This window comes from Massilia sp. Se16.2.3, assembly GCF_014171595.1.
Lineage (GTDB): Bacteria > Pseudomonadota > Gammaproteobacteria > Burkholderiales > Burkholderiaceae_D > Telluria.
In genome coordinates this window covers 33546-59006 of sequence record NZ_CP050451.1, presented here as the reverse complement: position 1 = coordinate 59006, position 25461 = coordinate 33546, and the positions used below count along the sequence as shown (strand labels likewise).

The window sequence follows — 25461 nt, the reverse complement described above, 5'->3', positions numbered from 1 at the left end:
AAGCAGGTGGCAATGCACGCCGGTGCCGCGCCAGGCTATGGCTGGCTCGGCTTTGTCCCTGGCCCGCAAACAAGCTCCTGCAAGCTGCGGCACTGCCGTTCGCGGTTGGCCGGATGCTTGTCGAGGCTGCGTTGCCCCTGCTCGACGCTGGCGCTGTATTCGGCGCTGGCACGCAGCCGCGCCTGCCAGCTTTTAAATTGCTCATCGTTCAGGTGGCAAGCCACGAGGCGCCGCACCGCGTCCTGGTAGACACGGGCCTGGGCAGGATACGCCGCAGCGCAGGCTTGCGCCGCGCCTTCCATCGCACCGATATAGCGCGCCTCGGAGAGCTCCTGGGCTGATGCGCCGAGCGGCAGCAGCATCAGCAATGCCGCCGCCCCATGTCGCATTGGCTTCATCAACATGGCGCCAGCGCCCAAGGCCGGCACCTCAGGCGTTGTCGGCGTAGGGATCCGGATACCCGAGCACTTCCATGATGTCGCGCTCGAACTGTTCCATCTCCTCGGCTTCCTCGTCGACTTCGTGATCGTATCCCTGGGCATGCAGCACGCCGTGCACGACCAGGTGCGCCGCGTGCTCCTCGACCGTCTTCTTCTGTTCCTCGGCTTCGCGCTGCAGCACGTCCGTGCACAGGATGATGTCGGCCTGGGTCGGCTCGTCCTCGCCCAGCTCCTCGCCCTCGTTGTAGGCAAAGGTCAGGACGTTGGTGGCGTAGTCCTTGCCGCGATAGGTGCGGTTCAGCGTCTGCCCCTCCGCGCTGTCGACGAAGCGGATCGTCAGTTCGGCCGGGCCAAGCAGGGTAGCGCGCACCCAGCGCTCGACGAGCTCGGGCGTGATGGTCGATTCGAGGCGGGCGTCCGGGTACTGGACGTCCAGGTCAAGCTCATGGTTTTTTTCTTGCATTTCGGGCCGTGGCGGGTTTTGGCAGCGCGCCCATTTCCTGGACGGCGCTGGCCTTGTCATAAGCGTCGACGATGCGCGCCACCAGCGGATGGCGCACCACGTCGGCGCTCGAGAAGTGGGTAAAGGCGATGCCGCGCACATCCTTCAGCACGTGGATGGCATCGACCAGGCCGGAGCGCTGGGTCTTGTGCAGGTCGACCTGGGTGACGTCGCCGGTGATGACGGCCTTGCTGCCGAAACCGATACGCGTCAGGAACATCTTCATCTGCTCGACCGTCGTGTTCTGCGCCTCGTCGAGGATGACGAAGGCGTGGTTCAGCGTGCGGCCGCGCATGTAGGCCAGCGGGGCGATCTCGATGACCTGCTTTTCGAAGAGTTTTTGCGTGCGGTCAAAGCCGAGCAGATCGTAGAGCGCGTCGTACAGCGGGCGCAGGTAAGGATCGACCTTCTGGCTGAGGTCGCCAGGCAGGAAACCGAGGCGCTCGCCCGCCTCGACGGCCGGACGGGTCAGGATGATGCGCTTCACGGCGTCGCGCTCGAGGGCGTCGACGGCGCAGGCGACGGCAAGATAGGTCTTGCCGGTACCGGCCGGGCCGACGCCGAAGCTGATGTCGTGCTCGAGCACGGCTTTCAGGTACTGGATCTGGTGCGGGGTGCGGCCGCGCAGGTCGCTGCGGCGCGTCTTGAGCATCGGGCTGACGAGTTCCGGGTCGGCTTCGCTCCCTTCGGCGCCATCCTCATCGCCGCTGCCGGGGCGCTTGGCCTCGGGTTGCGCAGTGTCCTGGGCCGCGCCTTCGATGGTCGGGCGCAGGCCGGCGCGTTGCTCGACCAGGGCCAGCTGGACTTCCTCGATCGGCACGACCTTGTTCGCCACGGCATAGAAGCGCTCGAGCAGTTCGACCGCGCGCTCGGCGTTGGCGCCGTTGACGATGAACTTCTCGCCGCGGCGGAAGATGGTCACGTCGAGCGCCGCGGAAATCTGGCGCAGGTTTTCGTCGAGCGGACCGCACAGGTGGGCGAGCCGGGTGTTATCCATCGGCTCGGGAATGAAGTACGAAGGCTGGGTTGGGTTTTGTGTTTTCAACTGGCTTGGGCAATCGTATCTGAGTTGGCGACGAGTTCGCCGCGCAATGAGTAATCCAGGCTCTCGACCACGCGCACGTCGACCAGTTGGCCGATCAGCGTGGCGCCAAGTTCGCCCGGCGCGAAAATGACCACCCGGTTGTTCTCGGTGCGGCCTTGCAGTTCGTTCGGATCTTTCTTTGACGGTCCCTCGACCAGCACGCGCTGGACGGTGCCGACCATGGCCGCGCTGAACTTGCGCGTGTTGGCGTCGATGAGGGCTTGCAGGCGTTGCAGGCGCACGAGCTTGACCTCGTGCGGAGTGTCGTCTTCCAGGTTGGCGGCCGGGGTGCCCGGACGCTTGCTGAAGATAAAACTGAAACTGTTGTCGAAGCCCACATCGTCGACCAGTTTCATCATGGCCTCGAAGTCGGCATCGGACTCGCCGGGGAAGCCGACGATGAAGTCGGAGGAGATGGCGATATTCGGACGCACCGCGCGAATGCGGCGAATGATCGATTTATATTCCAGGCCGGTATAGCCGCGCTTCATGGCTTGCAGGATGCGGTCCGACCCGTGCTGCACGGGCAGGTAGAGGTGGTTCACCAGCTGCGGGATCTTCGCGTAGGCGTCGATCAGGCGCTGGGTGAATTCCTTCGGATGGCTGGTAACGAAGCGCAGGCGTTCGATGCCGGGAATGGCGGCAATGTATTCCAGCAGCAGGGCGAAGTCGGCGGTGTCCCCATTTTCCATGGCGCCGCGGAAGGCATTCACGTTCTGCCCCAGCAGCATGATTTCCTTGACGCCCTGGGCCGCCAGGCCGGCCACTTCGGTCAGCACGTCTTCGAAGCGGCGCGACACTTCCTCGCCGCGGGTATAAGGCACCACGCAGTAACTGCAATACTTGCTGCAGCCTTCCATGATCGACACGTAGGCCACCGGACCTTCGATTTTGGCCGGCGGCAGGTGATCGAACTTCTCGATTTCAGGAAAGCTGATGTCGACCTGGGCCGTGCCGCTGCTGCGCCGTTCGCGGATCATCTGGGGCAGGCGATGCAGGGTTTGTGGCCCGAACACCATATCCACATGCGGTGCGCGCTTGACGATGGCCTCGCCTTCCTGGGATGCAACGCAACCACCGACACCGATGATGAGGTCGGGGCGCGCGCGCTTGAGTTCTTTCAGGCGGCCCAAATCCGAAAACACTTTTTCCTGCGCTTTTTCGCGCACAGAACAAGTATTAAAGAGGATGACGTCGGCATCGTCGGGTTTATCGGTGCGCACGAGTCCGTCGGACGCGCCCAGCACGTCCGCCATCTTGTCCGAGTCGTACTCGTTCATTTGGCAGCCGAAGGTTTTGATGAATACTTTTTTCTGCATGAGGTGCTTCGTTGAAAGGTGTGCTGATGCTTTGACAAGGCGGCAGGCCAGTTTAACGTAAATCGCCTACCGCGACCAAAATTGGCGTGCGCGACCGGATGGTTGCATACCGAATGGAACTAATTGTTGCCTCGCCTGAAACGATTATCAACATGCTCAGATTGTTAAATTGCGCGAAGGAATCAAAACGCGGCAACCAAGGCTGAGTGCGCGTTTGCGCAAATTATTTCCTGATGTAAATCAACGGGTTCCTTCCAAATTCTTTTACACAAATTAGCGGAAGAAATCTCTTGCGTGCGCCACAAATTATCCCCATGTGTTGAAATGCCTATGTGACAAGCTTTCCACACGATAGCTTGATTTCCAACAATGAGTCATGTGCTCCGGACGTAGGTAAGGCAGGCGTAGGAGTCTGATAATTTGTTGGAAAGACAAGTGCGTTCGGGGGAGTGTTAAGCAGAGCGCATGCACGTCGGCATAGTTCTTAAGCAAAGATTCAGACTGGTTCTGTTTAATTGTTCAAGAGCGTGCCGGGAACTATGTTGATGAAAGTACAGTCTTTAACAAAGTTCGTAACGGAACTATTTTAAACCACACTCACGAGGTAAAAAATCATGGCACATCATGCTTTGTCTTCACAGGAAAGCTACAACCCGAACCATCTGCTCGACATTTTGCTGGGCAAGATGCAACTGAAAAATGACGCTGCGCTGTCGCGCATGCTCGAAGTGGCCCCGCCGGTCATCAGCAAGATCCGCCACCACCGCCTGCCGGTCGGCGCCTCGCTGCTGATCCGCATGCACGAAGTCACCGGCATGAGCATTCGCGACCTGCGCGACCTGATGGGCGACCGCCGCACGAAATATCGCCTGTCCGACGCGCAAGGCCGTCCGAAGCCAGAAGAGAAGGCAGCCGCAGCGGCAGCCGCCCAGCAACAGCAGCAACAGCAACAGTCGCAGACCAACGACGCAACGCCTTCGTCGTCCGGCAACTATGCGCACTAATACCGTGGGCGTGGCAGGATTGACTGCCATGCCTTCGGTTATGCCAGGCAGCGGCTTGGCGTCCTGAGGACGTCACGCACGCTGCCTTTTCTTTTTGCGCGTACCGTTGGCGAAGCGCAGATGCGTTGTCGCCTTTTTTTCCTCCGTTTTTCCTCCTGTTTCCTCTTTGCCGCGTCGGCTTCCCGGCCGTGGCGTCCCTGGCCATCTGAAGCTTCCCGTCCCGCGCAGTCACGGCAATGAAGGCACGATTGCTGTATTCTCGCCCTGCCGCGCCGGCCACGCCGCCTGGCGCAGGCTTGTCGATACCCATAAAGGACATCCATGAAACTGTATTTCAGCCCCGGCGCCTGCTCGCTCTCTCCGCACATCGTCTTGCTCGAAACCGGGCTGCCCTTCACGGCCGAGCGCGTCGACCTGCGTAACAAGCTGACGGCGAGCGGCGCGGATTTCCGTGCCGTCAATCCGAAAGGCTATGTGCCGGCGCTGGCGCTGGACGACGGTACCGTCCTGACCGAAGGGCCCGCCATTGTCCAGTACCTGGCCGACCTGGTGCCGGGCGCGGGCCTGCTGCCGCCAGTGGGCGAGGTCGCACGCTACCAGATCGTCGGCTGGCTGGGCTTCATTTCCAGCGAGCTGCACAAGAACTTCAGCCCGATGTTCAATCCGGCCGCGACCGACGACATGAAGGCGCATGCGCGCAGGATGCTCGGCCTGCGTCTCGAGTACGTGGCCGCGCAACTGGAAGACCGCGAGTACCTCGGTAAGGCCTTCAGCGTCGCCGATGCCTATCTGTTTACCGTACTAAGCTGGACCGACGTCATCAAGTTCGACCTGAGCGGCTTGCCGGCATTGGGAGCCTACCGTGCCCGTATCGGCGCGCGTCCGGCAGTGCAGCAGGCACTGCGCGCGGAAGGCCTGCTTCAATAATCGTACGTCGTCGTATGTGTATTGGCGGTAACATGGCGCCATGACCAGTGACCGCTATATCGCCCTGATACGAGGCATTAACGTCGGCCGCGCCAAACGCGTGGCGATGGCCGACCTGCGCAAGCTGGCCGAAGACCTCGGTTTTGACGATGTGCGCAGTGTTCTCAACAGCGGCAACATCGTGTTCAGCGCCGCTGCGGTCGAACCGGGCCTGGCCGCTGCGGCCATCGAGGAACAGCTGGTGCTCAAGCTCGGCGTCGCGGCACGTGTTCTGGTGCTGGGCCGCGAGGAACTGGCGGCGGTCCTTGCCGAAAACACGCTGCTGGAGCAAGCCTCGGACCATTCGCGCCTGCTGGTGTTCCTGCTGCCCGATGGGACGATGCGCGAAGTCATCCTGCCCTTGTGCGAGCGCGACTGGGGTCAAGAGGCGCTGGCGGTCGGACGGCGCGCGGCCTACGTCTGGTGTCCTACGGGCGTACTCGACAGTGCTGCCGCGGCCGCACTGGGCAAGCTATTGGGTGACAATACGACTTCGCGTAACTGGAACACGCTGTGCAAGCTGTACGCGCTGTGTACGGAGGCCGCGCCGGTGCCGCCGGGCGCCTGAACCTCATCCGCGGCCCGGCTTGCGACTCACTCGAATTTCTCGCTGCTTTCCCGCCGCGCCCGGTAACCGATCAGCACCAGGCCGACCAGCATCATGGCAAACACTTCCGGTTCGGGCAGTTCCGGCAAACGGCTGGGAAGCAGGGCAGCATACTGCAGGCCATGCTGCGCGCCATGCCGAGAAGGAACACTTCCCTGCAGGATGCGCGGCGGGGCGCTAGCTGCAGCAGGCTCGGGCGTCAGTTCGATGACCCTGGCCTGCGCGACGCCGCCGACGAGGAGGGCAAGTGCTGCTGCGAGGGCGATTCTGTTCACGGTCGTTCCTTCCTTGCAGGTGCTGATACAAGCACCCGATACACAAACAAACGGCACGGCGGAGCAACGGCGTTGACGACATGGGCATCGTCATGGACAGCATAGCAAAACAGCGTGTCGCGACCTTGTTCGATTCGTTCGGAAAACACAGGGGCAAGGCACGGCCGGAAGCTTGCCTGGCCATGTTAAAGAAATGCGACAAGCGTTCATGTCAGCGGTATCAAACGAACAAGCCATATCGACAAGTTCGTTAAAGAACGGGCAACGACTTTTCCTGCTGAGCAGGCGGAATGCTGCTTTCTTTGCCAAGTCGGCAATGAAAACCGTTGCCAGCTTTTCCAGCTATGAGATCGATCAAAAAATTTTAAGCTCCACGTATACATCCCCGGTTTTTTTACAGGTATAGTCTCCCTATCCCTGTTGCCTTAGGGCATCAAAACGATGTCGAACACACATGTTCGCATCCCCCACGGCCCCTGCGCCGCCGCTGCTCCGACAAGCGCCAATCGGAAAAGCCTTCGCTGTTTGCACTGTCGCATCACGCGCACCCATACATTTGTAGAGTACCGATATGCCCAACTTTGCTCGACTTCAGATTGCCTTCAAGAACGTCTACGTACGCATCGCCGCAGCCATGCTGCTGGGCATTGCCACCGGCGTGGCGATCTATTCGGCCAACGTGCCGCAGGATCCAAGCCCGGTCGTTCACTCCCAGGACATTTCTGAAATCACGCGCCTGGCAGCCCAGAAGGACAAGCTCGAGTACCTGATGGTGGCCAAGCCGCTGTCCGAGTCGCCGCGCTATGTCTACAAGTTCAAGGGTGCCCCGCAGCTGCACGTGGTCAAGGTGCCGAGCACCTCGCACCTGTCGCTCGAGCGCGAAGTGCTGCTGAAGAACGCGATTCCGTATTCGATCGCCAAGGAAGACTTCCTCGCGTCGCACGAAGCCGTGCTCGACGAGGGCACGGGCTTTGCCGCCGGCACCGGCGACTTCCTCAAGCGCCACGCTTTCGAGATCGTCCTGCTGCTGTTGATCGTCTACAGCCTGAAGTTCGGCATCCCGGGCATGGGTGCGAGCTCGACCATGATCACCCCTGACAAGCTCAAGGGCAGCATGGATGACCTGATCGGCATGGAAGACATCAAGCAGGAAGTGCTGCACCTGGAAGACATGATCCGTAACCGTGAGGAATACGCGTCGCACAACATCGACAAGCCCTTCAACGTGATGCTGACCGGGCCTGCCGGTACCGGTAAAACCAAGCTGGTCGGTTACCTGGCCAAGCGCCTGAACATGCCGCTGATTTCCGCTTCCGGTTCGGCGCTGGAATCGGGCTACGTCGGCGGCGGCTCGAAAGCGCTGAACGCCCTGTACCGCAAGGCCTGCGCCAAGGGCAAGTGCATCATCTTCCTCGACGAAGGCCAGAGCCTGTTCATGCCGCGCGGCCGCAGCGAAAAGAAATGGGAAGACGATACCGCCAACACCCTGCTGGGCCTGCTGGACGGCGTGAAGAGCGACAAGGGCCAGAACGTGATCTGGATCATCGCCTCGAACTTCGACGATGCCTCGACCGAGATGGACGAAGCGATGCTGCGCCGCTTCTCGGTGAAGATCAACTTCCGCCTGCCAAACAAGGGCGAGCGCCGCGAATTGCTGCGTAGCTTCCTGTCCCGTAAGAAGGAAGGGCTGGTCGACTATAACGACCTCGACCTGGACCAGGTGGCCGAAATTACCCAGAACCTGAGCCCGGCGCTGCTGGAAACCGTGGTCGAGCGCGCATCGATGCTGTCGATCCAGGAAAAGACGATCATCAATACCGATTTGCTGTTCCGTGCCTACGAGCGTGCCACCATCGGCCTGACCGACCGCGCCACGACGGCTGAAAAACACAAGCAGCGCGAGCGCATCGCCCTGCACGAACTGGGCCACTTCTTCATGCAGATCGACCCGCACCTGCGCGCCGGCCTCAGCCTGTCCGAAGTGAAGGAAAAGTCGCACTTGTTGAAGATTTCGACGGAAGCCGTCTCTAAAATCGGCGCCCTGGGTTATGTGCTGCAGTCCGGTGACGACATGTCGCTGCGCACGCTGGAAGAACTCGAGCGCGACGTGATCGGCCTGTACGGCGGCATGGCGGCCGAAGAGCTGTTCTACGGCGCCCGCGGCATCTCGGTCGGCGCCCAGAACGACATCGAGAAGGTCACCAAGATGCTCAACCTGATGGTGAACCGCCTGTCGATGTATTCGCGTTCGAAGATCGACTACAGCCAGTTGAAAAACGACGCCAGCGGCGAGCACACGCTGCGCCAGATGGAAGAGAAGGCCGACGAACTGTATAGCTACACCCTGGGCGCGATGCGCGACTACCGCGCGCTGATCGAATCGCTGAAGGACACGCTGCTCGACCAGTACGTGCTGTCGAAAGACGCCGTCTTCACGCTGCTGGAAGAGCGCAAGGACCTGCTGAACTTCGCGCCGAAACATGCGAACCTGAAGCTGTGCGCCGAGACCGGGGAGATGGTGGCGGCGTAAGCCAAAGCGTTACCGCTCAATAAAAAAGCCCGCTGTGCGTTGCCGCCAGCGGGCTTTTTTGCGGGCAAACGGGCTATGTATATGCCGGTAGGGTAGGCGGGTTCCCCGCCTGCGCGTTCAATGCACGGATGCGTCTGACCGCGCCCCTTTGCAAGGGATGATGGAACGCGTAGGCGGCGGAGCCGCCTACCCTACGTGTTTTCCCGGCGGGCGCCGTACGTGCCAGCTCAATGCCCGTGCTGCACATCCTTCAGCGAATCGATGACATAACGCGTCATGCTCCCCGCCAGCTCCTGTTCGCCCAGAAACACCTTGCCGCCCGTGTCGGTGCGCAGCAGCTTGGCTTCTTCCGCGTTATGGGTACGCACCACGCAGCGGATGCCCGGGTTGAGCATCTTCGCCGTTTCGATCATGGCGCGCACGTGGAAGGTGTCGGGCGTGGCGATCACCAGTACTGCCGCCTGCGCGATGTGCGCCTGGATCAGCACCGCCGGCTCGGCCGCGTTGCCGACCACGGCCGGCTGGTCCTGGCGGCGCAGCATCTCGACCAGCTCGCGGTTCTGCTCGGCGACGACGAAGTGGACGCCCCGGGCCGTCAGTTCTGCCGCGATCATCCGCCCCACGCGGCCGTAGCCGACCAGCACCACCTGGCCGGTGAGGCGCTCGTGGGGCACCGTCATCGGCAGTTCGGCCAGCGGATCGTTCGAGCGTTCCAGCTTGCCGGCGATGCCGGACTTGTCGCGCAGCCAGCGCTGCAGCGGCTCGATCGCCTTGAACAGCAGCGGGTTCACCGCGATCGAGATGATGGCGCCGGCCAGGATCAGGCTTTGCCCTTCCTGCGGCATCAGTTCCAGCGAAATGCCGAGCGCGGCCAGGATGAACGAGAACTCGCCGATCTGCGCCAGGCTGGCCGAGACCGTGATCGCGGTATTCAAGGGATAGCGCAGCGCCAGCACCAGCACCATCGCCGCGATCGACTTGCCAAAGATGATCACCGCGACCACCGCCAGCACCCGCAAGGGGCTCTCGACCAGCACCATCGGGTCGAACAGCATGCCGACCGAGACAAAGAACAGCACCGAGAACGCGTCGCGCAACGGCAAGGATTCTTCGGCCGCGCGGTGCGAGAGGTCCGATTCGCGCAGCACCATGCCGGCAAAGAAGGCGCCCAGCGCGAACGACACGCCGAACAATTCGGAGGAGCCGTAGGCGATGCCGACCGCGGCCGCGATCACGGCCAGCGTGAACAGCTCGCGCGACGCCGTCTTGGCGACCTTCCACAGGAACCAGGGAAAGAGCTTGCGGCCGACTACCAGCATGAAGGCAACAAAAGCCCCGACCTGCAGCAGCGTCTTGCCAAGCGCGAGCCAGAGCGAAGTATCGCCGCCGGCGCTCTTGCCGCCCAGCGGGCCGGCCAAGGCCGGCAGCAGCACCAGCACCAGCACCGTCACCGGGTCTTCCACCACCAGCCAGCCCACCGCGATGCGTCCGTTCATCGAGTCGAGGATACCGCGCGCTTCCAGCGCCCGCAGCAGCACCACGGTGCTCGCTACCGACAGCGCCAGGCCGAACACCAGGCCGGCTCCCAGCGACCAGCCCCACAGGTGCGCCATGCCGATGCCCATGGCGGTCGCCACCGCGATCTGCAGCACCGCGCCGGGCAGGGCGATTTTCCGTACATCGAGCAGGTCGCGCAGCGAGAAGTGCAGGCCCACCCCGAACATCAACAACATCACCCCGATCTCGGCCAATTGCGACGCCAGCGACACGTCGGCGACAAAACCCGGCGTGGCCGGTCCGATGACGATGCCGGCGGCCAGGTAGCCGACCAGCGCCGGCAGCTTCAGGCGCACGGCCAGCATGCCGAACAGGAGCCCGGCGCCCAGTGCGGCGGCGATGGTGGTGATCAGGCTGAGTTCATGATGCATGCAGGACGGCTCCTTATCAAGGTGGAATGCGGTCAGTATAAGCGAGTTAGCGACATGATCAGGAAAATAGAGGAAGGCTTCCAACGACTCGGCCGTTCGCCGCCGCGCCCTCTGGCTATAATCGATCGGATAAAGGCCGCCAAGCCAACCACCACAGGAGACAACATGAGCCGCAAGGTATTCGTGACCGGCGTCGGGATGATCCCCTTCGCCAAGCCCGGCGCGAGCGCGCCTTACCACCAGATGGGCGGCATTGCCGCCCGCGCCGCCCTGCAGGACGCCGGCGTCGACTACGCCGACATCGAGCAGGCCTATGCCGGCTACGTGTATGGCGACTCCACCTGCGGCCAGAAAGCCCTGTACGGCGTCGGCATGACCGGCATCCCCATCGTCAACGTCAACAACAACTGCTCGACCGGCTCCACGGCCCTGTTCCTGGCGCGCCAGGCAATCGCCAGCGGCGCCGCCGAATGCGTGCTGGTGCTCGGCTTCGAGCAGATGAGCCCAGGCGCGCTCGGCTCGGTGTTCACCGATCGCCCGGCGCCCTTCGACGATTTCGACGCCGTCACCGACCGCCTGGTCGGCAAACCGGAAATCCCCCTGGCGCTGCGCTACTTCGGCGGCGCGGGCCTGGCGCACATGCAGAAATACGGCACGCCCCGGAAGCGTTTGCGCGCATCCGCGCCAAGGCCAGCCGCCATGCCGTCAACAACCCGCTGGCGCTGTTCAAGAAGGAAGTCACCGCCCAGGACGTGCTCGACGCACCGATGATCTGGCCCGGCGTGATGACGCGCCTGATGGCCTGCCCGCCGACCTGCGGCGCCGCCGCTGCGGTGCTGGTGTCGGAAGAATTCGCGAAAAAGCGCGGCCTCAAGGCCGATGTGTTCATCGCCGCCCAGGCCATGACGACCGACCGCCCCAGCACGTTTGATGCCGACGACATGATGCGCCTGGTCGGCTACGAGATGAGCCGTGAAGCGGCCGATAAAGTCTACCGCCAGGCCGGCATCGGCCCGGAAGACCTCGACGTCGTCGAGCTGCACGACTGCTTCGCCCACAACGAGTTGATTACCTATGAAGCGCTCGGCCTGTGCCCGGAAGGCGGCGCCGACAAGTTCATCAATGATGGCGACAACACCTATGGCGGCAAGGTCGTCACCAACCCGTCCGGCGGGCTGCTCTCGAAAGGGCATCCGCTCGGCGCCACGGGTCTTGCCCAGTGCTTTGAATTGACTCACCAGCTGCGCGGCAGCGCCGGCGCTCGCCAAGTGGCGAATGCGCGCACGGCCCTGCAGCACAACCTGGGCCTGGGCGGTGCTTGCGTCGTCACCCTGTACCAGTCGGCATAAGGGACAGGCATGGAACTGATGACCCCATCCCGATGAACCCGGAACTCGAAGGCTTCCGCGACGCCGTGCGCCGCTTTGTCGCCAGCGAAGTCGCGCCGCACGGCGAGCGCTGGCGCGCGCAGCAGCACGTCGACCGCGAGCTCTGGCACAAGGCTGGCGAAATGGGCCTGCTTGCCGCCGACATCCCCGAGGAATACGGCGGCTCGGGCGGCAATTTCGCCCACATGGCCATCGTCTTCGAGGAACTCGGCTACGCCGGCGACATGGCGTTTGGCTTGCACGTGCATGCCATCGTCGCCCACTACCTGCTGAACCAGGGCACCGAGGAGCAGAAGCGGCGCTACCTGCCGAAACTGGCCAGCGGCGAGATGATCGCGGCCATCGCCATGTCGGAACCGGGCGCGGGCTCCGACCTGAAAGGCATCCGCACGGTCGCCGTGAAGAGCGGCGATGGCTACCGGATGAATGGTTCGAAGACCTTCATCTCGAACGGCTACCTGGCGGACCTGATCCTGGTGGTGGCCAAGACCGACCCGGCTGCCGGCGCCAGGGGCATCTCGCTGATGCTGCTCGAAACGCGCGACAACCCGGGGGAAAGCCGCCACAAAGCGGGTTTCCGGGTCGGCCGCATCCTGGAAAAGGTCGGGCAGAAGGGGCAGGACACCTGCGAGCTGTTCTTCGACGACGCCCATGTCGGCCTGGACGGCGTGCTCGGTGGTGAAGAGGGCAGGGGTTTTGCCCAGCTGATGACGGAGCTGCCGTATGAACGTACGATCATCGGCGTGGCCGGCGTGGCCGCGATCGAACGGGCATTGCACCTGACGGTCGAACATGCGAAGGAACGCAAGGCCTTCGGCCAGGCCCTGATCGAGATGCAGAACACGCGTTTCGTCCTCGCCGAGATCAAGACCGAAGCGACGGTCGCGCGCATCTTCATCGACCGCTGCGTGGAAGACATGCTGGCAGGCCGCATGGACACGGTGCGCGCCTCGATGGCCAAGTACTGGATCTCCGACTTGCAGTGCAAGGTCGTCGACCAGTGCGTGCAGCTTTTCGGGGGCTACGGCTACATGCTCGAATACCCGATCGCCCAGATGTACGTCGACGCACGCGTCCAGCGCATCTACGGCGGCGCCAACGAGATCATGAAAGAGATCATCGCCCGCTCGCTGTGAGCGCTGGGCTTACGGACCCAACGAAACCACATACGTGAACGATGGCAGAACCGTAGGGTGGGCACGTCATTGAAGCCCCCGGCTTCAATGACCCCACGCGGTTACAACGCTCGACCACCACGAAAGCGTCATCATGCCCGGACCCCTGGCAGGCATCAAAGTCATCGAAATGGTCGGCATCGGCCCCTGTCCCTTCGCCGCGATGATGTTATCGGACATGGGCGCCGAGGTCATCCGCATCGACCGCAAAGCGAAACCCGGCGCCGACAATCCCTTCCCCATGCTGGGCACGAAATTCGACGTCATGGCCCGCGGCCGCCGTTCGCTCGCCCTCGACCTGAAGCACCCCGAAGCACGCGAAACGGTCCTCAGACTGGTCGAACAGGCCGACATCCTGATCGAGGGCTTCCGCCCCGGCGTGATGGAGCGCCTCGGCCTCGGCCCCGACGCCTGCCAGGCACGCAACGCGCGACTCGTTTTCGGCCGCATCACCGGCTGGGGTCAGACCGGCCCGCTGGCCCAAAGCGCCGGCCATGACCTGAACTACATCGCCCTGTCCGGCATGCTGCACGCGATGGGCCGTGCCGATACACCGCCAGCGCCGCCCCTGAACCTGGTCGGCGACTTCGGCGGCGGCGCCATGATGCTCGCCTTCGGCGTCGTCTGCGCCGCACTCGAAGCGAAAACCTCCGGCAAGGGCCAGGTGGTCGACGCCGCCATGACCGACGGTTCAAGCCTGCTCGGCGCCATGATGTACGGCCTGCGCGCCTTCGGCTCCTGGAACGATCGGCGTGAAGCCAACATGCTCGATGGCGGCGCGCCCTTCTACGACACCTATGCCTGCCACGACGGCAAGTTCCTCTCGGTGGGCGCAATCGAACCGCAGTTCTACGCCCAGCTGCTGGAACTGACCGGTGCCAGCGACCCTGACTTCAGGAAGCAATGGAGCCAGAAGCGCTGGCCGGAACTGAAGGCCAAGTTCGCGGCTTTGTTCGCGACCCGCACGCGCGACGAATGGTGCGCCCTGCTGGAGGGAACGGACGCCTGCGTCGCTCCTGTGCTGGATATGCAGGAGGCGCCGCTGCACCCGCACAATGCCGCGCGCGCCAGTTTCATCGAGATCGACGGCGTGCCCCAGCCAGCACCCGCACCGCGGTTCAGCCACACCCCCCGAAGCAGGGCAGGCCGCGGCCGCGCCGGGCGAGCACAGCGCCGCCGTGCTCGCGGACTGGGGCTTCCCTGCCGACGCAATCGAAACGCTGAAAAACGCCGGGGTCATATAGGATTGCTACGGCAGAGATCAGCTACCGTAGGGACATGACCAAAGAACGCGAACTCGACCAATCGAAACGGCTGGCGCTGGGTTTTTTCATCGGCGCCGCGCTGCTGTTCGTCCTCAGCTTTTTCCTGCCGCAGAACTGGTGGACGGGACTGCTGAAGGCGTTTGCCGAAGCGGCGATGGTCGGCGCGCTGGCCGACTGGTTCGCCGTCGTCGCGCTGTTCCGGCGCGTGCCGATTCCCGTCGTGTCGCGGCACACGAACATCATCCCGAACAACAAGGCCAAGATCGCCGATAACCTGGCGCGCTTCGTGCACGAGAAATTCCTCGACACCGAATCGATCGTCAAGCTGATCCAGAAACACGACCCGGCACAGAAGGTGGCCGACTGGCTGGTAAAACCCGCGAACACCCGGCACATGGGCGGCTACCTGGTGAAAACCGCAGGCTGGGTGCTCGACTTTACCGAAGACGCGGCGATCCAGAATTTCATGAAAAAAGCCGTGCACACGATGGTCGGCAGCGTCGACCTGTCGAAATCGGCCGGTACTATCCTGGAAAGCCTGACCAGGGGCGGCCGCCACCAGGAATTGCTGAATGAAGGCATTTACCAGCTCGCCAAACTGCTCGACAACGAGGAAACGCAGGAGACGATTGCGCAGGGCATCGTCGACTGGCTGAAAGACGAATATGCCCTCGTCGAAAGAATGCTGCCGTCCGAACTCATCGGTCGCAAGGGTGCCGACATCGCGGTGAAACTCGCCTTCGGCATTCTTGACAAGGTAGCGCGCGACCCCGAGCATCCGCTGCGCCAGCGTTTCGATGCGTTCACGGCCGAATTCATCGAACGCCTGAAAGCCGACCCGCAATTCTCCAGCAAGAGCGAAGAAATCAAGCATTACCTGCTGAACGACGAGACCCTGAACAATTACCTGAAGTCGCTCTGGGGCGATTTGAAGGAATGGCTGAAAAGGGACCTGGCCAGCCCGGATTCAACCCTGCGCCTGCGCATGGAAGGGCTTGGCTCCTGGCTGGGCAAGACCCTGGCCGAGGATCCGCAACTGCGCCAGTCGCTCAACGACAACCTGGAACTGGCCGCCCGCGCGGTCGCGCCGGAATTTGCCGGCTTCCTCACGCGCCATATCGCCGACACCGTGAAAAACTGGGACAGCGGCGAGATGTCGGAGCAAATCGAACTCAATATTGGCAAAGATTTACAGTTCATCCGCATTAATGGTACCGTCGTGGGCGGCCTGATCGGGGTGATCCTGTATCTGCTGTCGACCCTGCCGTCGATGCTGTCCTGAGCGCTGGGCGGCGCCGTCGCGGGCGCAGGCGCGTAGAATTGGCTCATCCGTCCCCAAAAGGAGCAGACATGGAACAGGCATGGAATCCGCAACCCGCCGAATGGCTGGCGGCGCATCCCGAGATCGAAGCGCTGCCCGGGCGCGACCTGTTCATCGTCGCGCGCTACCTGATTCCGATGCAAGCCACGCTGGTGCAGGGCTGCCTGCAAGCAGCCGGCATTCCGGCGGTATTGGCCGACGCCCACCTGATGCAGACCGACCTGCTACTCGCGCCCGCGCTGGGCGGGGTGCGCATCCTGGTGCCCGCCATGTATGTGCAGCAGGCGCAGGCGACGATCGAAGCCTTCCGCCGCGGCGAATTCACTTTGGACGAGAATCAGGTCTACGAGTAGGGATGCTGGAAAAACAAAAAGCCGCCGGCTCTTGCGAGCGGGCGGCTGATCGCTACTGCGTCTGGTGGTGATAGGTGGACTTGAACCACCGACCCCAGCATTATGAGTGCTGTGCTCTAACCAACTGAGCTATATCACCGAAAACAGGTAAAACAAAATGGCTCGACTCGCAGGAGCCAAGCCATTCGTATGAAATTCTTGGTGGTGATAGGTGGACTTGAACCACCGACCCCAGCATTATGAGTGCTGTGCTCTAACCAACTGAGCTATATCACCAAAGCGAACGACATTATCGGAGGCGGGAAGCGCTCTGTCAAGGCTGTGAGCGCCGAACGCGGCGTGTTTTTCACAGCGCTGCTATTTCTGCAAGCCCTGCAACTGTGCCAGAATCTCGCCGCTCGGGTCGCGCCCCAGGCAGTCGACGACGATCCGCTCCGGCATCGCCCGCAGCCAGGTCAGCTGGCGCTTGGCCAGCTGGCGCGTGGCGATGATGCCGGTCTCTCGCAGGTCCGCGCGGTCGATCCTGCCATCGAGGTAGTCCCAGCTCTGGCGATAGCCGACGCAGCGCATCGAGGGCAGGTTCGGCGACAAGTCGCCACGCGCACGCAGGCGCGCCACTTCGGCCACGATGCCCTCGTCGTCGGAGTCGCCCAGCATCTGGTCGAACCGCAGCGCGATCCGCTCGTGCAGCACGGCGCGGTCTGAAGGCTCCAGTGCGAACGAGACCAGCTCGAAGGGAAGTTCGGGCTGTTCGCGCCGCGCCAGCAGCGCCGACATCGGCTGGCCGGAGAGTTCGATGATTTCCAGCGCGCGGTTGATGCGCTGGGCGTCGTTCGGGGCCAAGCGCGCCGCCGTGACCGGGTCGAGCGCGCGCAATTTGTCGTGCATGCCGGGCCAGCCGATGCGCGCCGCTTCCGCGTCAAGGCGCGCCCGCACGGCGGCGTCCGCGGTCGGCAGGTCGTCCAGGCCGGCCACCAGGCCCTTGAAATACATCATCGTGCCGCCGACCAGCAGCGGCAGCCTGCCGCGCGCGCTGATCTCGGCCACCAGGCGCAGTGTGTCGGTCCGGAACTGCATGACCGAATAGGCGTCAAGCGGGTCGATGATGTCGATCAGGTGGTGCGGCACCGCGGCCAGTTCATCCAGCGAGGGCTTGGCGGTACCGATGTCCATCTCGCGGTAGACCGGGGCCGAGTCCACCGAGATGATTTCGCAGGGGCGTTCGCGCGCGATGCGCAGGGCGGCCGCGGTCTTGCCTGACGCGGTCGGGCCCATGATCGCCACCGCCAGCGGCCTGACGTCGTTCAGGTGCTGCGCCATCCTATTGACCACGCAGGAACAGTTTGTCGAGCGCGGCGATCTCGAGCTGCACCCAGGTCGGGCGGCCGTGGTTGCACTGGTCGGCGCGTTCGGTGCTTTCCATCTGGCGCAGCAGTGCGTTCATTTCCGGGATGGTGAGGATGCGGTTGGCGCGCACGGTCGTGGGCAGGCGAGGGTGCCGAGCAGTTCGTTGCGCCGTTCGATCAGCACGCGCGAGCCGCCGAATTCGCGCACGTCGCGCAGCACGTCGCGCGCCAGGGTCTGGGCGTCGGCATTCCTCAGCAAGGTCGGCACCGCGCGCACCGCCAGCGTGGTCGGTGAAATCGCGGCGATGTCGAACCCGAGCGCCTTCAGGGTGTCCTGCTGGTCGTTGACGGTGGCCACCTCGACCGCATCGGCAAAGAAGGTCACCGGGATCAGCAGCGACTGCACCTGCAGGTCCTGGCCTTCGACCTGGGCGTCGAGCGCGTTCTTCAGCTGCTCATACAAGATGCGCTCGTGCGCCGCGTGCATGTCGACCAGCACCAGGCCCTTCGTGTTCTGTGCCAGGATGTAGATGCCGTGCAGCTGGGCCAGCGCGAAGCCGAGCGGGAAGTCGTCGTTCGAGGGGGCGTTCGAGGGCTGCGGCATGGAAGCCACCGTGCTGCCTGCAGCGGGTCGTTCGCCGGGAGAGAACAGGGCGCCGTAACTGGCCGTGCTCTGCGCCACGCCGGCCGCGGCCGGGGCATCCCAGCGGCTGCCGGGCGCGAAGGGAGAGGGGCGAAAAGGTCGAGGACAGCTGGCTGCCGAACGAGGCCTGCTCGTGCGGGCGGCGCCAGTCGGACCCACCGGGCGACATGCTGGACGGCGCAATCTCGGCCGCGCTGATCGGTGCCGGCACGCTGCCATGCGCGGTGGCCGAGGTCTGCGCCAGCGTGCGCTGCACCGCATGGAACACGAACTGGTGCACGGCGCGGCTGTCGCGGAAGCGCACTTCGATTTTCGACGGGTGCACGTTCACGTCCACCAGCGCCGGGTCGAGCTCGAGCGCCAGCACGTAGGACGGAAAACGGTCGCCGTGCAGTACGTCCTGGTAGGCGGCGCGCACCGCGTGCACCAAGAGCTTGTCGCGCACGAAACGCCCGTTCACGTAGAAGAACTGGCCATCGGCGCGCGCCTTCGAGGCCGTCGGCAGGCCGACATAGCCGTGCAGGCGCAGTGGCCCGGCGGCGTGGTCGAGCGGCAGGCGCGCCTCGGCGAAATCGCTGCCGAGGATCTGGGCGCTGCGCTTGGCCATCTCGCAGGTGTTCCAATGGTCGATGGTGCGGCCGTTGTGGGTCAGGCTGAAGGCCACGTCCGGCCGCGCCAGCGCGATGCGGCGCACGACTTCGGCGCAGTGGCCGTATTCGGTTTGCTCGCTTTTCAGGAACTTGCGCCGCGCCGGCGTATTGAAATACAGGTCCTGGACGTCGATCGTGGTACCGACCGGACCGGAAGAGGGCGCGACCGTGCCCAGGTGCGAGCCGACGATTTCCCAGGCATGCGGGGCATCCTTGGTACGCGAGGTGATCGACACCGCCGCCACCGAGGCGATCGAGGCCAGCGCTTCGCCGCGAAAACCCAGCGTGGCGACGTTCTCGAGGTCGGTGAGCGAGGCGATCTTCGAGGTGGCGTGGCGGGCCAGGGCGAGGGGCATCTGCTCGGGCTCGATGCCGCGGCCATTGTCGGTAATGGCGATCCGCTTGACGCCGCCTTCCTCGAGGCGGACCGTGATCTGGGTCGCGCCGGCATCGAGGGCGTTCTCGAGCAGCTCCTTGACGACGGCCGAGGGCCGCTCGACGACTTCGCCGGCGGCGATCTGCGAAATCAGCTGGTCGGGGAGTTGCTGGATGGGACGGTGGGTGGGGACGGGCGCGTTCATCCCACCGATTATAGCGCGCGGCGGAATGGAAGAAATTTAAGGTTTTGCTACCGTCAGTCCGCGGCCTAATCCGTAGGGTGGGCTCTTGAGCCCACGCGGATCGTGCGGACCATTAGCTGAACAGGCAGCAGCCCCACAAGCGTTTGCATGCGCTATTGAGGCTGTTGCCGTCGCGGCCATCGCTATGCATCATCCGCGTGGGCACAAGTGCCCGCCCTACGAGAAGCGCTACGGACTACGGCCCCAATACTTCGTTTTACTTCTGCTCGCGCACCGGAATCGGCGCATTGCACAGGTCCACATGGCCGGCCGCGACCTTGGTCCAGGGGCCGCCGCGGTTGCGCTGGGCTTCCACGACCTTCTGGTAAGTCGGGCTGTCGGTGCGCATCACCTCGAAGTTGCTGCGCTGCTCAGGCGGCAGGTCGGCGGCGACGCGGAAGGACTTGATCGGGATCTGCATCTCGGGCTTGTCGAAAAAGCCCATCGGCGCCGGTCCGCGCGGCACGGCCGAGAGCAGCGGCATGCCCGAGACCACGCGGCCGACCACGGTGATGTTGCGGTCGAGCTGGCGCGGCGCCTGGCCGATGACCACGTAGAGGGCGTTGCCGCTGCCGCTGTCGGCCTCGTTGTCGCGTCCCACGCCGACCATCGCGTAGCAGTGCGCCAGCCAGGTTTCCTTCTTCTTCGGGTCGCGCCCGACCGGGAAGCCGTTCGAGTGGCCGACCTGCGGCGCGTAGCCGTCGACGTCCTTCAGGCGCGTGAAACGGGTGTCGCTTTTCATCGGCGCGGTGAATTCGGCCTTCAGCTTGTCCCTGGCGTTCTTCATGGGACGCGGGTTCTTTTCGTCCGGGTCGCCCCACTGCACCACGAAATTGTCTTGCGAGCGCAGGATGACGAGGCCATCGAAATAGCCTTCGCGTGCCAGCGCCTTGATGTTGCGCGCGTGGCTGGGGGCGAAGGTGGGAGCGAGTTCGATCACGACACGTCCTGCAGGCAAGTCCATGTACAGCGTATTGTCCAGGTCGAGCGGACGCCAGTCGCCCGCTTTCGACTCCTTGACGATCTCGCCGACGCTCGGCTTGGGTGGCAATTCCTGCGCAGCCTGGGTATTGGCCATTGCCGCCAGTGCCAGCACCGCGCCCGCTGCGACTGCCTTGTCGATCCCCCTCATCTCCCGTCTCCCCTCGTCGTTTGTGTTGGATGATTGTAAACGCGAACTGTGAAAGTTTATGAAACTTAACGGTCACTTAACACGGCGCAGACCTCGCTCGGGAATGAGCGGAGCGCGAGCGGACTGATGGTATGATTCGGCGTTACCGTTTAGGAAAATTATGGATCTGATGCAATTTTTCGACATGATTCTCCATGTCGATAAGACCTTGGGCGAGTTGCTGCGTCAATACGGGGTTTATGTCTACATCGTCCTGTTCGCAATCGTGTTTTGCGAAACCGGTCTGGTGGTCCTGTTTTTCTTCCCGGGCGATACCTTGCTCTTCATTGCCGGCGCCTTCTGCGCCACCGGCCAGATGAGTTACCCGCTGCTGATGGCGCTGCTCATCATCGCCGCCGTGACAGGCAACACCCTGAACTATTACATCGGCGAGGCCATCGGCCAGCGCATGTTCACTCACAATTACCGGTGGATCAACAAGGACGCGCTGCGCCGCACCCACGACTTTTTCGAAAAGCATGGCGGCAAGACCATCATCCTGGCGCGTTTCGTGCCGGTGGTGCGTACTTTCGCCCCCTTTGTTGCCGGCGTGTCGGACATGACCCATTGGCGCTTCCAGCTGTATAACGTCACCGGCGCGGTGCTGTGGGTGGCCAGCCTGGTTACCGCCGGCTACTTCTTCGGCAACATTCCAGTCGTGCGCGACCACCTGACCGAGATCGTGCTGGTTGGCGTCAGTGCCGCCATCGTGCCGCTCGCCATCGGCGGCCTGTACAAGTTCGGGCGCCGCATGTGGAGCCGATAAGCTTCTTGCAAGTCCTCTTGCCCGCTTGACCAGACGCGCCGGATGATTCCGGCGCGTTTGCGTTGTACGGGCGATTTACGGCCGATTTACTGCCGATTTCTGCTCAAGTTTCCGTACGGCAGCGTCGTTAAGAGTGGGTGAATTCCATTTCCCCATTTCCATGCGCAACCTGATCGCCCTGTTCGCCAGCAGTTTCGTGATGCTTCATGCCAGCGCCAATGAAGCGCCTGCCCACGCCAAGCCGGCGCCTGAAACCGCCAGGAAAGAGGCTGCCAGGCCGGCCGGCGAGAAGGAGGGCGGCAAGCCCGCCGCCATCGCCCAGCCGTCGAAGACGCCCGAGAAGCCGGGCGAGAAGGCTGCGGACAAGCACGGCGCCAAGTCCCTCATCCAGAAGCCGCTCATTGACAAGAGCGCGCTGGAAAAGCCGGGTAAGGCGAGCGCCGCCTCGGCCGACGCGGTCGCCTCGACCGTGTCCGCCCAAAGCGAAGATGAAGCGCAAATCGACTTGTCGGTAAAAATCGCCGAGCGCCTGGCCGAGATGCGTGCCAGGCAGGCGGCACGCGCAGCCTCCGCGGCCAAGGCCAAGCGCGTGCGCGATGCCAAGCGCAAGCAGGAGACGGCCATCGCGGCCGCACCGAAGGTCAGCAACCACTGGGACTACGATGGCGAGTTCGGTCCCGAGAACTGGGGCAAGATCAACCCGGCCTGGGCCCAGTGCGGCAAGGGCAACCGCCAGTCGCCGATCGACATCCGCGACGGCATGAAGGTCGACCTCGAGGAGATCGATTTCGACTACCGCCCGTCGACCTTCAGCGAGATCGACAACGGACATACGGTGCAGGTGAACGTCGCTGGCGGCAATGCCATCCTCATCGGCAACGAGCGCTACGAGCTGGTGCAGTTCCACTTCCACCGTCCATCGGAAGAACGCATCAATGGCAAGGGCACCGAGATGGTGATCCACCTGGTGCACCGCGGGCTTGGGGGCAAGCTGGCGGTGGTAGCCGTGCTGCTCGAGCGCGGCAAGGGCAACGAAGTGATCCAGGCCGTCTGGAGCCACATCCCGCTGGAAAAAGGCCAGCTCGCCTCGCCGGGCGTCGAGATCGATCCGCTCGAGATGTTGCCCGAGCGCCGCGAATACTACACCTACATGGGATCGATGACGACGCCGCCCTGTACCGAGAACGTGCTGTGGCTGGTCATGAAGCAGCCGATGACGGCGTCGCCGGCGCAAATGGCCCTGTTCTCGCGCCTGTATCCGCTCAATGCGCGGCCCCTGCAGGGCAGCGAAGGGCGGATGGTCAAGGAATCGAACTGATCCTCATTGGGTCCAGGAAAGCCGGCATTGCCGGCTTTCTTTTTTTCGATCGTCGGTCAGGTCGGCCTGGCATGCTGCGGCAATAGGGCAGTGCAGGGCAAACGGTGTTACCCAGCGCGGGCTGTCGGGAATATTTACACCGATATCTTTCCGAACAAAAATATCCCAATGGAAACAACAAGGTGCCGTGACAGGCATGGTTATTGCTGAGCTAGCGATGCAGTCAATACAGCAACATGGCTGCTTTGCTTACACACAATAACTAGGGAAAATAACAATGTCTTTTACTAAACTTCTGGCAGCGATCGCCTTTGCCGGCCTCGCCGCCCAGCCAGCAGCGGCCGTGCAATTCACGGTCAACGACTACACCACCGATTCGATCACCTTTACCCTCGACGGCGAGATGCCGACCGACGCCAGCGCGTATCCGTCGCTGAACGAGCGACAGTTCAACATCCTGTACACCGGCACCCTCTTCAGCGGTGGCGTCAACAGCTTCGGTGGCAATGTCGTCAGCGCTAGCCCGTTCAGCGGCGCCTCCAACCCGGGTGGCAATACGGGCAACTTCGGCTCGTCGACGAGTTACACCTGGCTGCAATTCGACAACAACCTGAACGGCCTGCAGGGCAGCGGCAGCGCGGTCACCGTGCGCTGGGGCCGCGATCTCCTCAATACCCTCGGTACCGGCACCATCGCCCTGTACTGGGGCAATGTCTTCCCGGGCACGGATCCAGCACTCGGCGTGAACATGTTCCTCGACTCCGTGAACGTCGTGAATGGGCAGATCGACGGCGCTGTCGACGTACCCGAGCCAGCCTCGCTGGCGCTGTTCGGCGCCAGCATGGCCGCACTGGCCATCGCACGTCGCCGCAAGCAAACGCGCGTTTGAGTTCACCGTCCCCCGGGCACCTGCCCGGGATCGCCGACAGGCCGCACGATGGCCTGTCCAGTCACAGGCCGGTTCACGCACCGGCCCGCGGCTTCAGCTGACGTGGTATTCGCCCGTCCAGCACGCACCCGGTGCCAGCGTCGGTCCCGCCAGCAGCGCGGGCTCGACGCAGACGAAACGGCGGTATTCCTCGTCGGCCATGTCGGCCAGTGCCGCAGCATCCTCGGCACCCGGATTCCAGACCACCGCATCCGTGAAACCTTCCTGCCGCACCGTCAACACGACACCACCGTCGACCAGCGCCAGCGGCGGCTTGACGCCTTCATACACGCGATCGAACTTGCCGGTAATCGCCAGTTCTTCGGTTTCCACGCCGTTGATCCGCACCGTCGCGATGTCGTCGACCAGGTGGTAAGTGTGCAGGGCTGCGGCGAACGGGAAGGCGGTCGCGCCGCTGTTCCTCACCTCGAAGCGCATGCTCAATTCATTGGCACGTATCGCGATGCGCAGCGCCAGTTCGAAGCCGTGCGGCCAGGCCGCGCGTTGCGAGGCCGCCAGGTCGGCGGGCGCCAGCGCGAACACGGCAAAGGCGGCGCCGTCGTCGATACCGCTGTCCACCACGCGCCAGTTGTTCACGCGCGCAAAACCATGGCGCATGCCGCTGCCCCGTTCGGCGAACTGGGGAAGATCACCGGCACGCCGCCGCGGATCGCCTTCGCGCCGTCCTGGCTCGACCTGGCGCTGCAGAACAGGCGCTCGCGCCCGTCCGCGCCACGCCAGGAAACCAGGTGCGCGCCATACAGGGTGACGGTAGCCTGGGCGCCGTCGGGCGCGCTCAGTAACAGGGCCGGCAGCTGGCCCCAGGTGGTGGCGATGGTGGCGTCCATGTGGTTCATGTTGATTCTCTGGCATGAAGTCGGGGGCGTAGTATGCCATGCCCGCCTGCCGAGGGATGCCCGCCAGGCACGGGTGGCGCGTGCTGCAGAGGAAGGGCGCTTCTCGTACACTGCATGCCTTGACGCCGTCCGCCGCCCGGACAAACCGCGCTGCGGGAACCCCCAGCAGAACCAGAACAAGGAACCGCCCCGTGCCCTTCACCCTGTGCCATCCCGCCGTGATCCTGCCCCTGCATCGCTGCGCGCCGCGCAGTACCGTACTGGCGGCGCTCGTGATCGGCAGCATGATGCCGGACCTGCCCTATTTTTTCATCACGGGGGCCAGCGGGAACTTCAGCCACAGCCCCGCCGGCATCGTGCTGTACTGCGTGCCGGTCGGCGCGCTCGTCTACCTGCTGTATCACGCGCTGCTGCGCGATGCCCTGCTGGACTGGGCGCCGCCGGCACTGGCCGCGCGCATGCCTGTCGCGGTGCCCTGGCAGGTGCGCGATGCGCGTTCCATTGCGATCCTCTGCGCTTCGCTGGCCATCGGCGCGGGCAGCCACATCGCCTGGGATGCGTTCACGCACGCGCATACGGTCGTCGTCGACCATGTCGCCGTCCTGCGTACGCCGGTCGCGATCGGTGCCCACGTCCTGCCGCTGTATAACCTGCTGCAGCACCTGAGCAGCCTGGTGGGCTTCCTCGTCATCGCCGGCTTTGCGCGGTCCTGGTTTTCCTCGACCGCGCCAGTGCAGCTGCGGCCATACCAGGCGAGCAATGCCCGGCGCCTGGGTATCGCGCTGGTCATCGTCGCGGCCGCGGTCGTGGGAGGACTGGTGGGGCTGCTGTGGCGCGAAGCGAGGACGCCCGGGCATGTGCTGTTCAACGTCGTGGTGACCAGCATGGCGATGGCGGCGCTGATGCTCGTCGCCCTGTGCGCAGGGTGGAGAGTGGGCAAGCTGCGCGCGCGGCGCTGACAGAAGCATCGCATAGCGCGTCGCATGGCGCGCCGCGCGGCGGGAA

At 63.6% G+C, this 25461-nt stretch carries 22 protein-coding genes, 2 tRNA genes and 3 pseudogenes; 13 read left to right on the top strand and 14 right to left on the bottom strand.

Annotation, left to right across the window (positions count from 1 at the left end):
* Positions 1-35 precede the first annotated feature (35 nt).
* From G4G31_RS00275 to miaB, 4 genes are all read right to left on the bottom strand, one after another.
* Positions 36-362 (bottom strand): hypothetical protein, encoded by a 327-nt coding sequence (locus G4G31_RS00275; protein WP_182989813.1) that lies wholly within the window; start codon positions 360-362, stop codon positions 36-38.
* 67 nt (positions 363-429) lie between these two features.
* Positions 430-903: an rRNA maturation RNase YbeY gene (ybeY, locus tag G4G31_RS00270; RefSeq protein ID WP_182989812.1), complete on the bottom strand. Its 474-nt coding sequence runs from the start codon at positions 901-903 to the stop codon at positions 430-432.
* On the bottom strand, positions 884-1987 hold the full coding sequence (locus G4G31_RS00265; RefSeq protein ID WP_182989811.1) for a PhoH family protein: 1104 nt from the start codon (positions 1985-1987) through the stop codon (positions 884-886). The genes ybeY and G4G31_RS00265 overlap by 20 nt, the downstream gene beginning before the upstream one ends.
* Positions 1984-3345 carry a tRNA (N6-isopentenyl adenosine(37)-C2)-methylthiotransferase MiaB gene (gene miaB / locus G4G31_RS00260; RefSeq protein WP_182989810.1) on the bottom strand — a complete coding sequence of 454 codons (1362 nt, stop codon included), beginning with the start codon at positions 3343-3345 and terminating at the stop codon, positions 1984-1986. The genes G4G31_RS00265 and miaB overlap by 4 nt, the downstream gene beginning before the upstream one ends.
* A 614-nt stretch (positions 3346-3959) precedes the next feature.
* Between miaB and G4G31_RS00255 the strand changes: the two genes are divergently transcribed.
* The 3 genes from G4G31_RS00255 (at position 3960) to G4G31_RS00245 (ending at position 5883) form a co-directional block, all read left to right on the top strand.
* The gene (locus G4G31_RS00255) at positions 3960-4349 is read left to right on the top strand and encodes a hypothetical protein (protein WP_182989809.1); all 390 of its coding nucleotides are present in this window, start codon (positions 3960-3962) and stop codon (positions 4347-4349) included.
* A 321-nt stretch (positions 4350-4670) separates the two neighbouring features.
* Entirely contained in the window at positions 4671-5276 is a 606-nt protein-coding gene (gene gstA / locus G4G31_RS00250) for a glutathione transferase GstA (protein WP_182989808.1), read from the top strand.
* A 40-nt stretch (positions 5277-5316) separates the two neighbouring features.
* Positions 5317-5883, top strand: a complete 567-nt coding sequence (locus G4G31_RS00245) for a DUF1697 domain-containing protein (RefSeq protein WP_182989807.1) — start codon at positions 5317-5319, stop codon at positions 5881-5883.
* 26 nt (positions 5884-5909) lie between these two features.
* Here G4G31_RS00245 and G4G31_RS00240 read toward each other — a convergent pair whose 3' ends face one another.
* A complete protein-coding gene (locus G4G31_RS00240) occupies positions 5910-6197 on the bottom strand; it encodes a PEP-CTERM sorting domain-containing protein (RefSeq protein ID WP_182989806.1) in 288 nt (95 codons plus the stop codon).
* 571 nt (positions 6198-6768) lie between these two features.
* On the opposite strand from G4G31_RS00240, the gene G4G31_RS00235 reads away from it, so the two are divergent.
* Positions 6769-8727: an AAA family ATPase gene (locus G4G31_RS00235; RefSeq protein ID WP_182989805.1), complete on the top strand. Its 1959-nt coding sequence runs from the start codon at positions 6769-6771 to the stop codon at positions 8725-8727.
* Positions 8728-8954: 227 nt separating this feature from the next.
* Here the strand turns inward: G4G31_RS00235 and ybaL are convergent, their stop codons facing one another.
* A complete protein-coding gene (ybaL, locus tag G4G31_RS00230; RefSeq protein ID WP_182989804.1) occupies positions 8955-10655 on the bottom strand; it encodes a YbaL family putative K(+) efflux transporter in 1701 nt (566 codons plus the stop codon).
* 165 nt (positions 10656-10820) lie between these two features.
* Between ybaL and G4G31_RS00225 the strand changes: the two are divergent.
* The 5 genes and pseudogenes from G4G31_RS00225 to G4G31_RS00205 all read left to right on the top strand — a co-directional run bounded on the left by G4G31_RS00225 (position 10821) and on the right by G4G31_RS00205 (position 16157).
* Positions 10821-12004 (top strand): annotated as a pseudogene (locus tag G4G31_RS00225) (lipid-transfer protein).
* A 32-nt stretch (positions 12005-12036) separates the two neighbouring features.
* Positions 12037-13179, top strand: a complete 1143-nt coding sequence (locus G4G31_RS00220; protein WP_182989803.1) for an acyl-CoA dehydrogenase family protein — start codon at positions 12037-12039, stop codon at positions 13177-13179.
* 133 nt (positions 13180-13312) lie between these two features.
* Positions 13313-14462 (top strand): annotated as a pseudogene (locus tag G4G31_RS00215) (CaiB/BaiF CoA transferase family protein).
* A 34-nt stretch (positions 14463-14496) separates the two neighbouring features.
* Positions 14497-15765 (top strand): DUF445 domain-containing protein, encoded by a 1269-nt coding sequence (locus tag G4G31_RS00210; protein WP_182989801.1) that lies wholly within the window; start codon positions 14497-14499, stop codon positions 15763-15765.
* Positions 15766-15833: 68 nt separating this feature from the next.
* A complete protein-coding gene (locus tag G4G31_RS00205) occupies positions 15834-16157 on the top strand; it encodes a putative signal transducing protein (RefSeq protein ID WP_182989800.1) in 324 nt (107 codons plus the stop codon).
* 62 nt (positions 16158-16219) lie between these two features.
* Here the strand turns inward: G4G31_RS00205 and G4G31_RS00200 are convergent.
* The 5 genes and pseudogenes from G4G31_RS00200 to G4G31_RS00180 form a co-directional block, all read right to left on the bottom strand.
* Positions 16220-16296: transfer RNA gene (locus tag G4G31_RS00200), tRNA-Met, on the bottom strand.
* Positions 16297-16356: 60 nt separating this feature from the next.
* Positions 16357-16433 (bottom strand) — tRNA-Met (locus tag G4G31_RS00195).
* Between the two features lie 81 nt (positions 16434-16514).
* Positions 16515-17477 (bottom strand): tRNA (adenosine(37)-N6)-dimethylallyltransferase MiaA, encoded by a 963-nt coding sequence (miaA, locus tag G4G31_RS00190; RefSeq protein ID WP_182989799.1) that lies wholly within the window; start codon positions 17475-17477, stop codon positions 16515-16517.
* Between the two features lies 1 nt (position 17478).
* A pseudogene (mutL, locus tag G4G31_RS00185) lies at positions 17479-19377 on the bottom strand (DNA mismatch repair endonuclease MutL).
* A gap of 256 nt (positions 19378-19633) precedes the next feature.
* A complete protein-coding gene (locus tag G4G31_RS00180) occupies positions 19634-20548 on the bottom strand; it encodes a peptidylprolyl isomerase (protein ID WP_182989798.1) in 915 nt (304 codons plus the stop codon).
* A 160-nt stretch (positions 20549-20708) separates the two neighbouring features.
* Between G4G31_RS00180 and G4G31_RS00175 the strand changes: the two genes are divergently transcribed.
* Together G4G31_RS00175 and G4G31_RS00170 are read left to right on the top strand one after the other, a co-directional pair.
* The gene (locus tag G4G31_RS00175) at positions 20709-21353 is read left to right on the top strand and encodes a VTT domain-containing protein (RefSeq protein ID WP_182989797.1); all 645 of its coding nucleotides are present in this window, start codon (positions 20709-20711) and stop codon (positions 21351-21353) included.
* Positions 21354-21513: 160 nt separating this feature from the next.
* Positions 21514-22671: a carbonic anhydrase family protein gene (locus tag G4G31_RS00170; protein WP_308601222.1), complete on the top strand. Its 1158-nt coding sequence runs from the start codon at positions 21514-21516 to the stop codon at positions 22669-22671.
* A 3-nt stretch (positions 22672-22674) separates the two neighbouring features.
* Here G4G31_RS00170 and G4G31_RS00165 read toward each other — a convergent pair whose 3' ends face one another.
* Positions 22675-22869: a hypothetical protein gene (locus tag G4G31_RS00165; RefSeq protein WP_182989796.1), complete on the bottom strand. Its 195-nt coding sequence runs from the start codon at positions 22867-22869 to the stop codon at positions 22675-22677.
* 79 nt (positions 22870-22948) lie between these two features.
* On the opposite strand from G4G31_RS00165, the gene G4G31_RS24535 reads away from it, so the two are divergent.
* Complete coding sequence (locus G4G31_RS24535; protein WP_202033692.1) at positions 22949-23560, top strand: PEP-CTERM sorting domain-containing protein; 612 nt, start codon at positions 22949-22951, stop codon at positions 23558-23560.
* Between the two features lie 93 nt (positions 23561-23653).
* Here G4G31_RS24535 and G4G31_RS00155 read toward each other — a convergent pair whose 3' ends face one another.
* Both G4G31_RS00155 and G4G31_RS24745 read right to left on the bottom strand, forming a co-directional pair.
* The gene (locus tag G4G31_RS00155; protein ID WP_229425241.1) at positions 23654-24217 is read right to left on the bottom strand and encodes a D-hexose-6-phosphate mutarotase; all 564 of its coding nucleotides are present in this window, start codon (positions 24215-24217) and stop codon (positions 23654-23656) included.
* Positions 24193-24456: a hypothetical protein gene (locus G4G31_RS24745; protein ID WP_229425240.1), complete on the bottom strand. Its 264-nt coding sequence runs from the start codon at positions 24454-24456 to the stop codon at positions 24193-24195. Before G4G31_RS24745 ends, G4G31_RS00155 begins: the two co-directional genes overlap by 25 nt.
* A 191-nt stretch (positions 24457-24647) precedes the next feature.
* On the opposite strand from G4G31_RS24745, the gene G4G31_RS00150 reads away from it, so the two are divergent.
* Positions 24648-25415: a DUF4184 family protein gene (locus G4G31_RS00150; protein WP_182989795.1), complete on the top strand. Its 768-nt coding sequence runs from the start codon at positions 24648-24650 to the stop codon at positions 25413-25415.
* Positions 25416-25461: the final 46 nt, after the last annotated feature.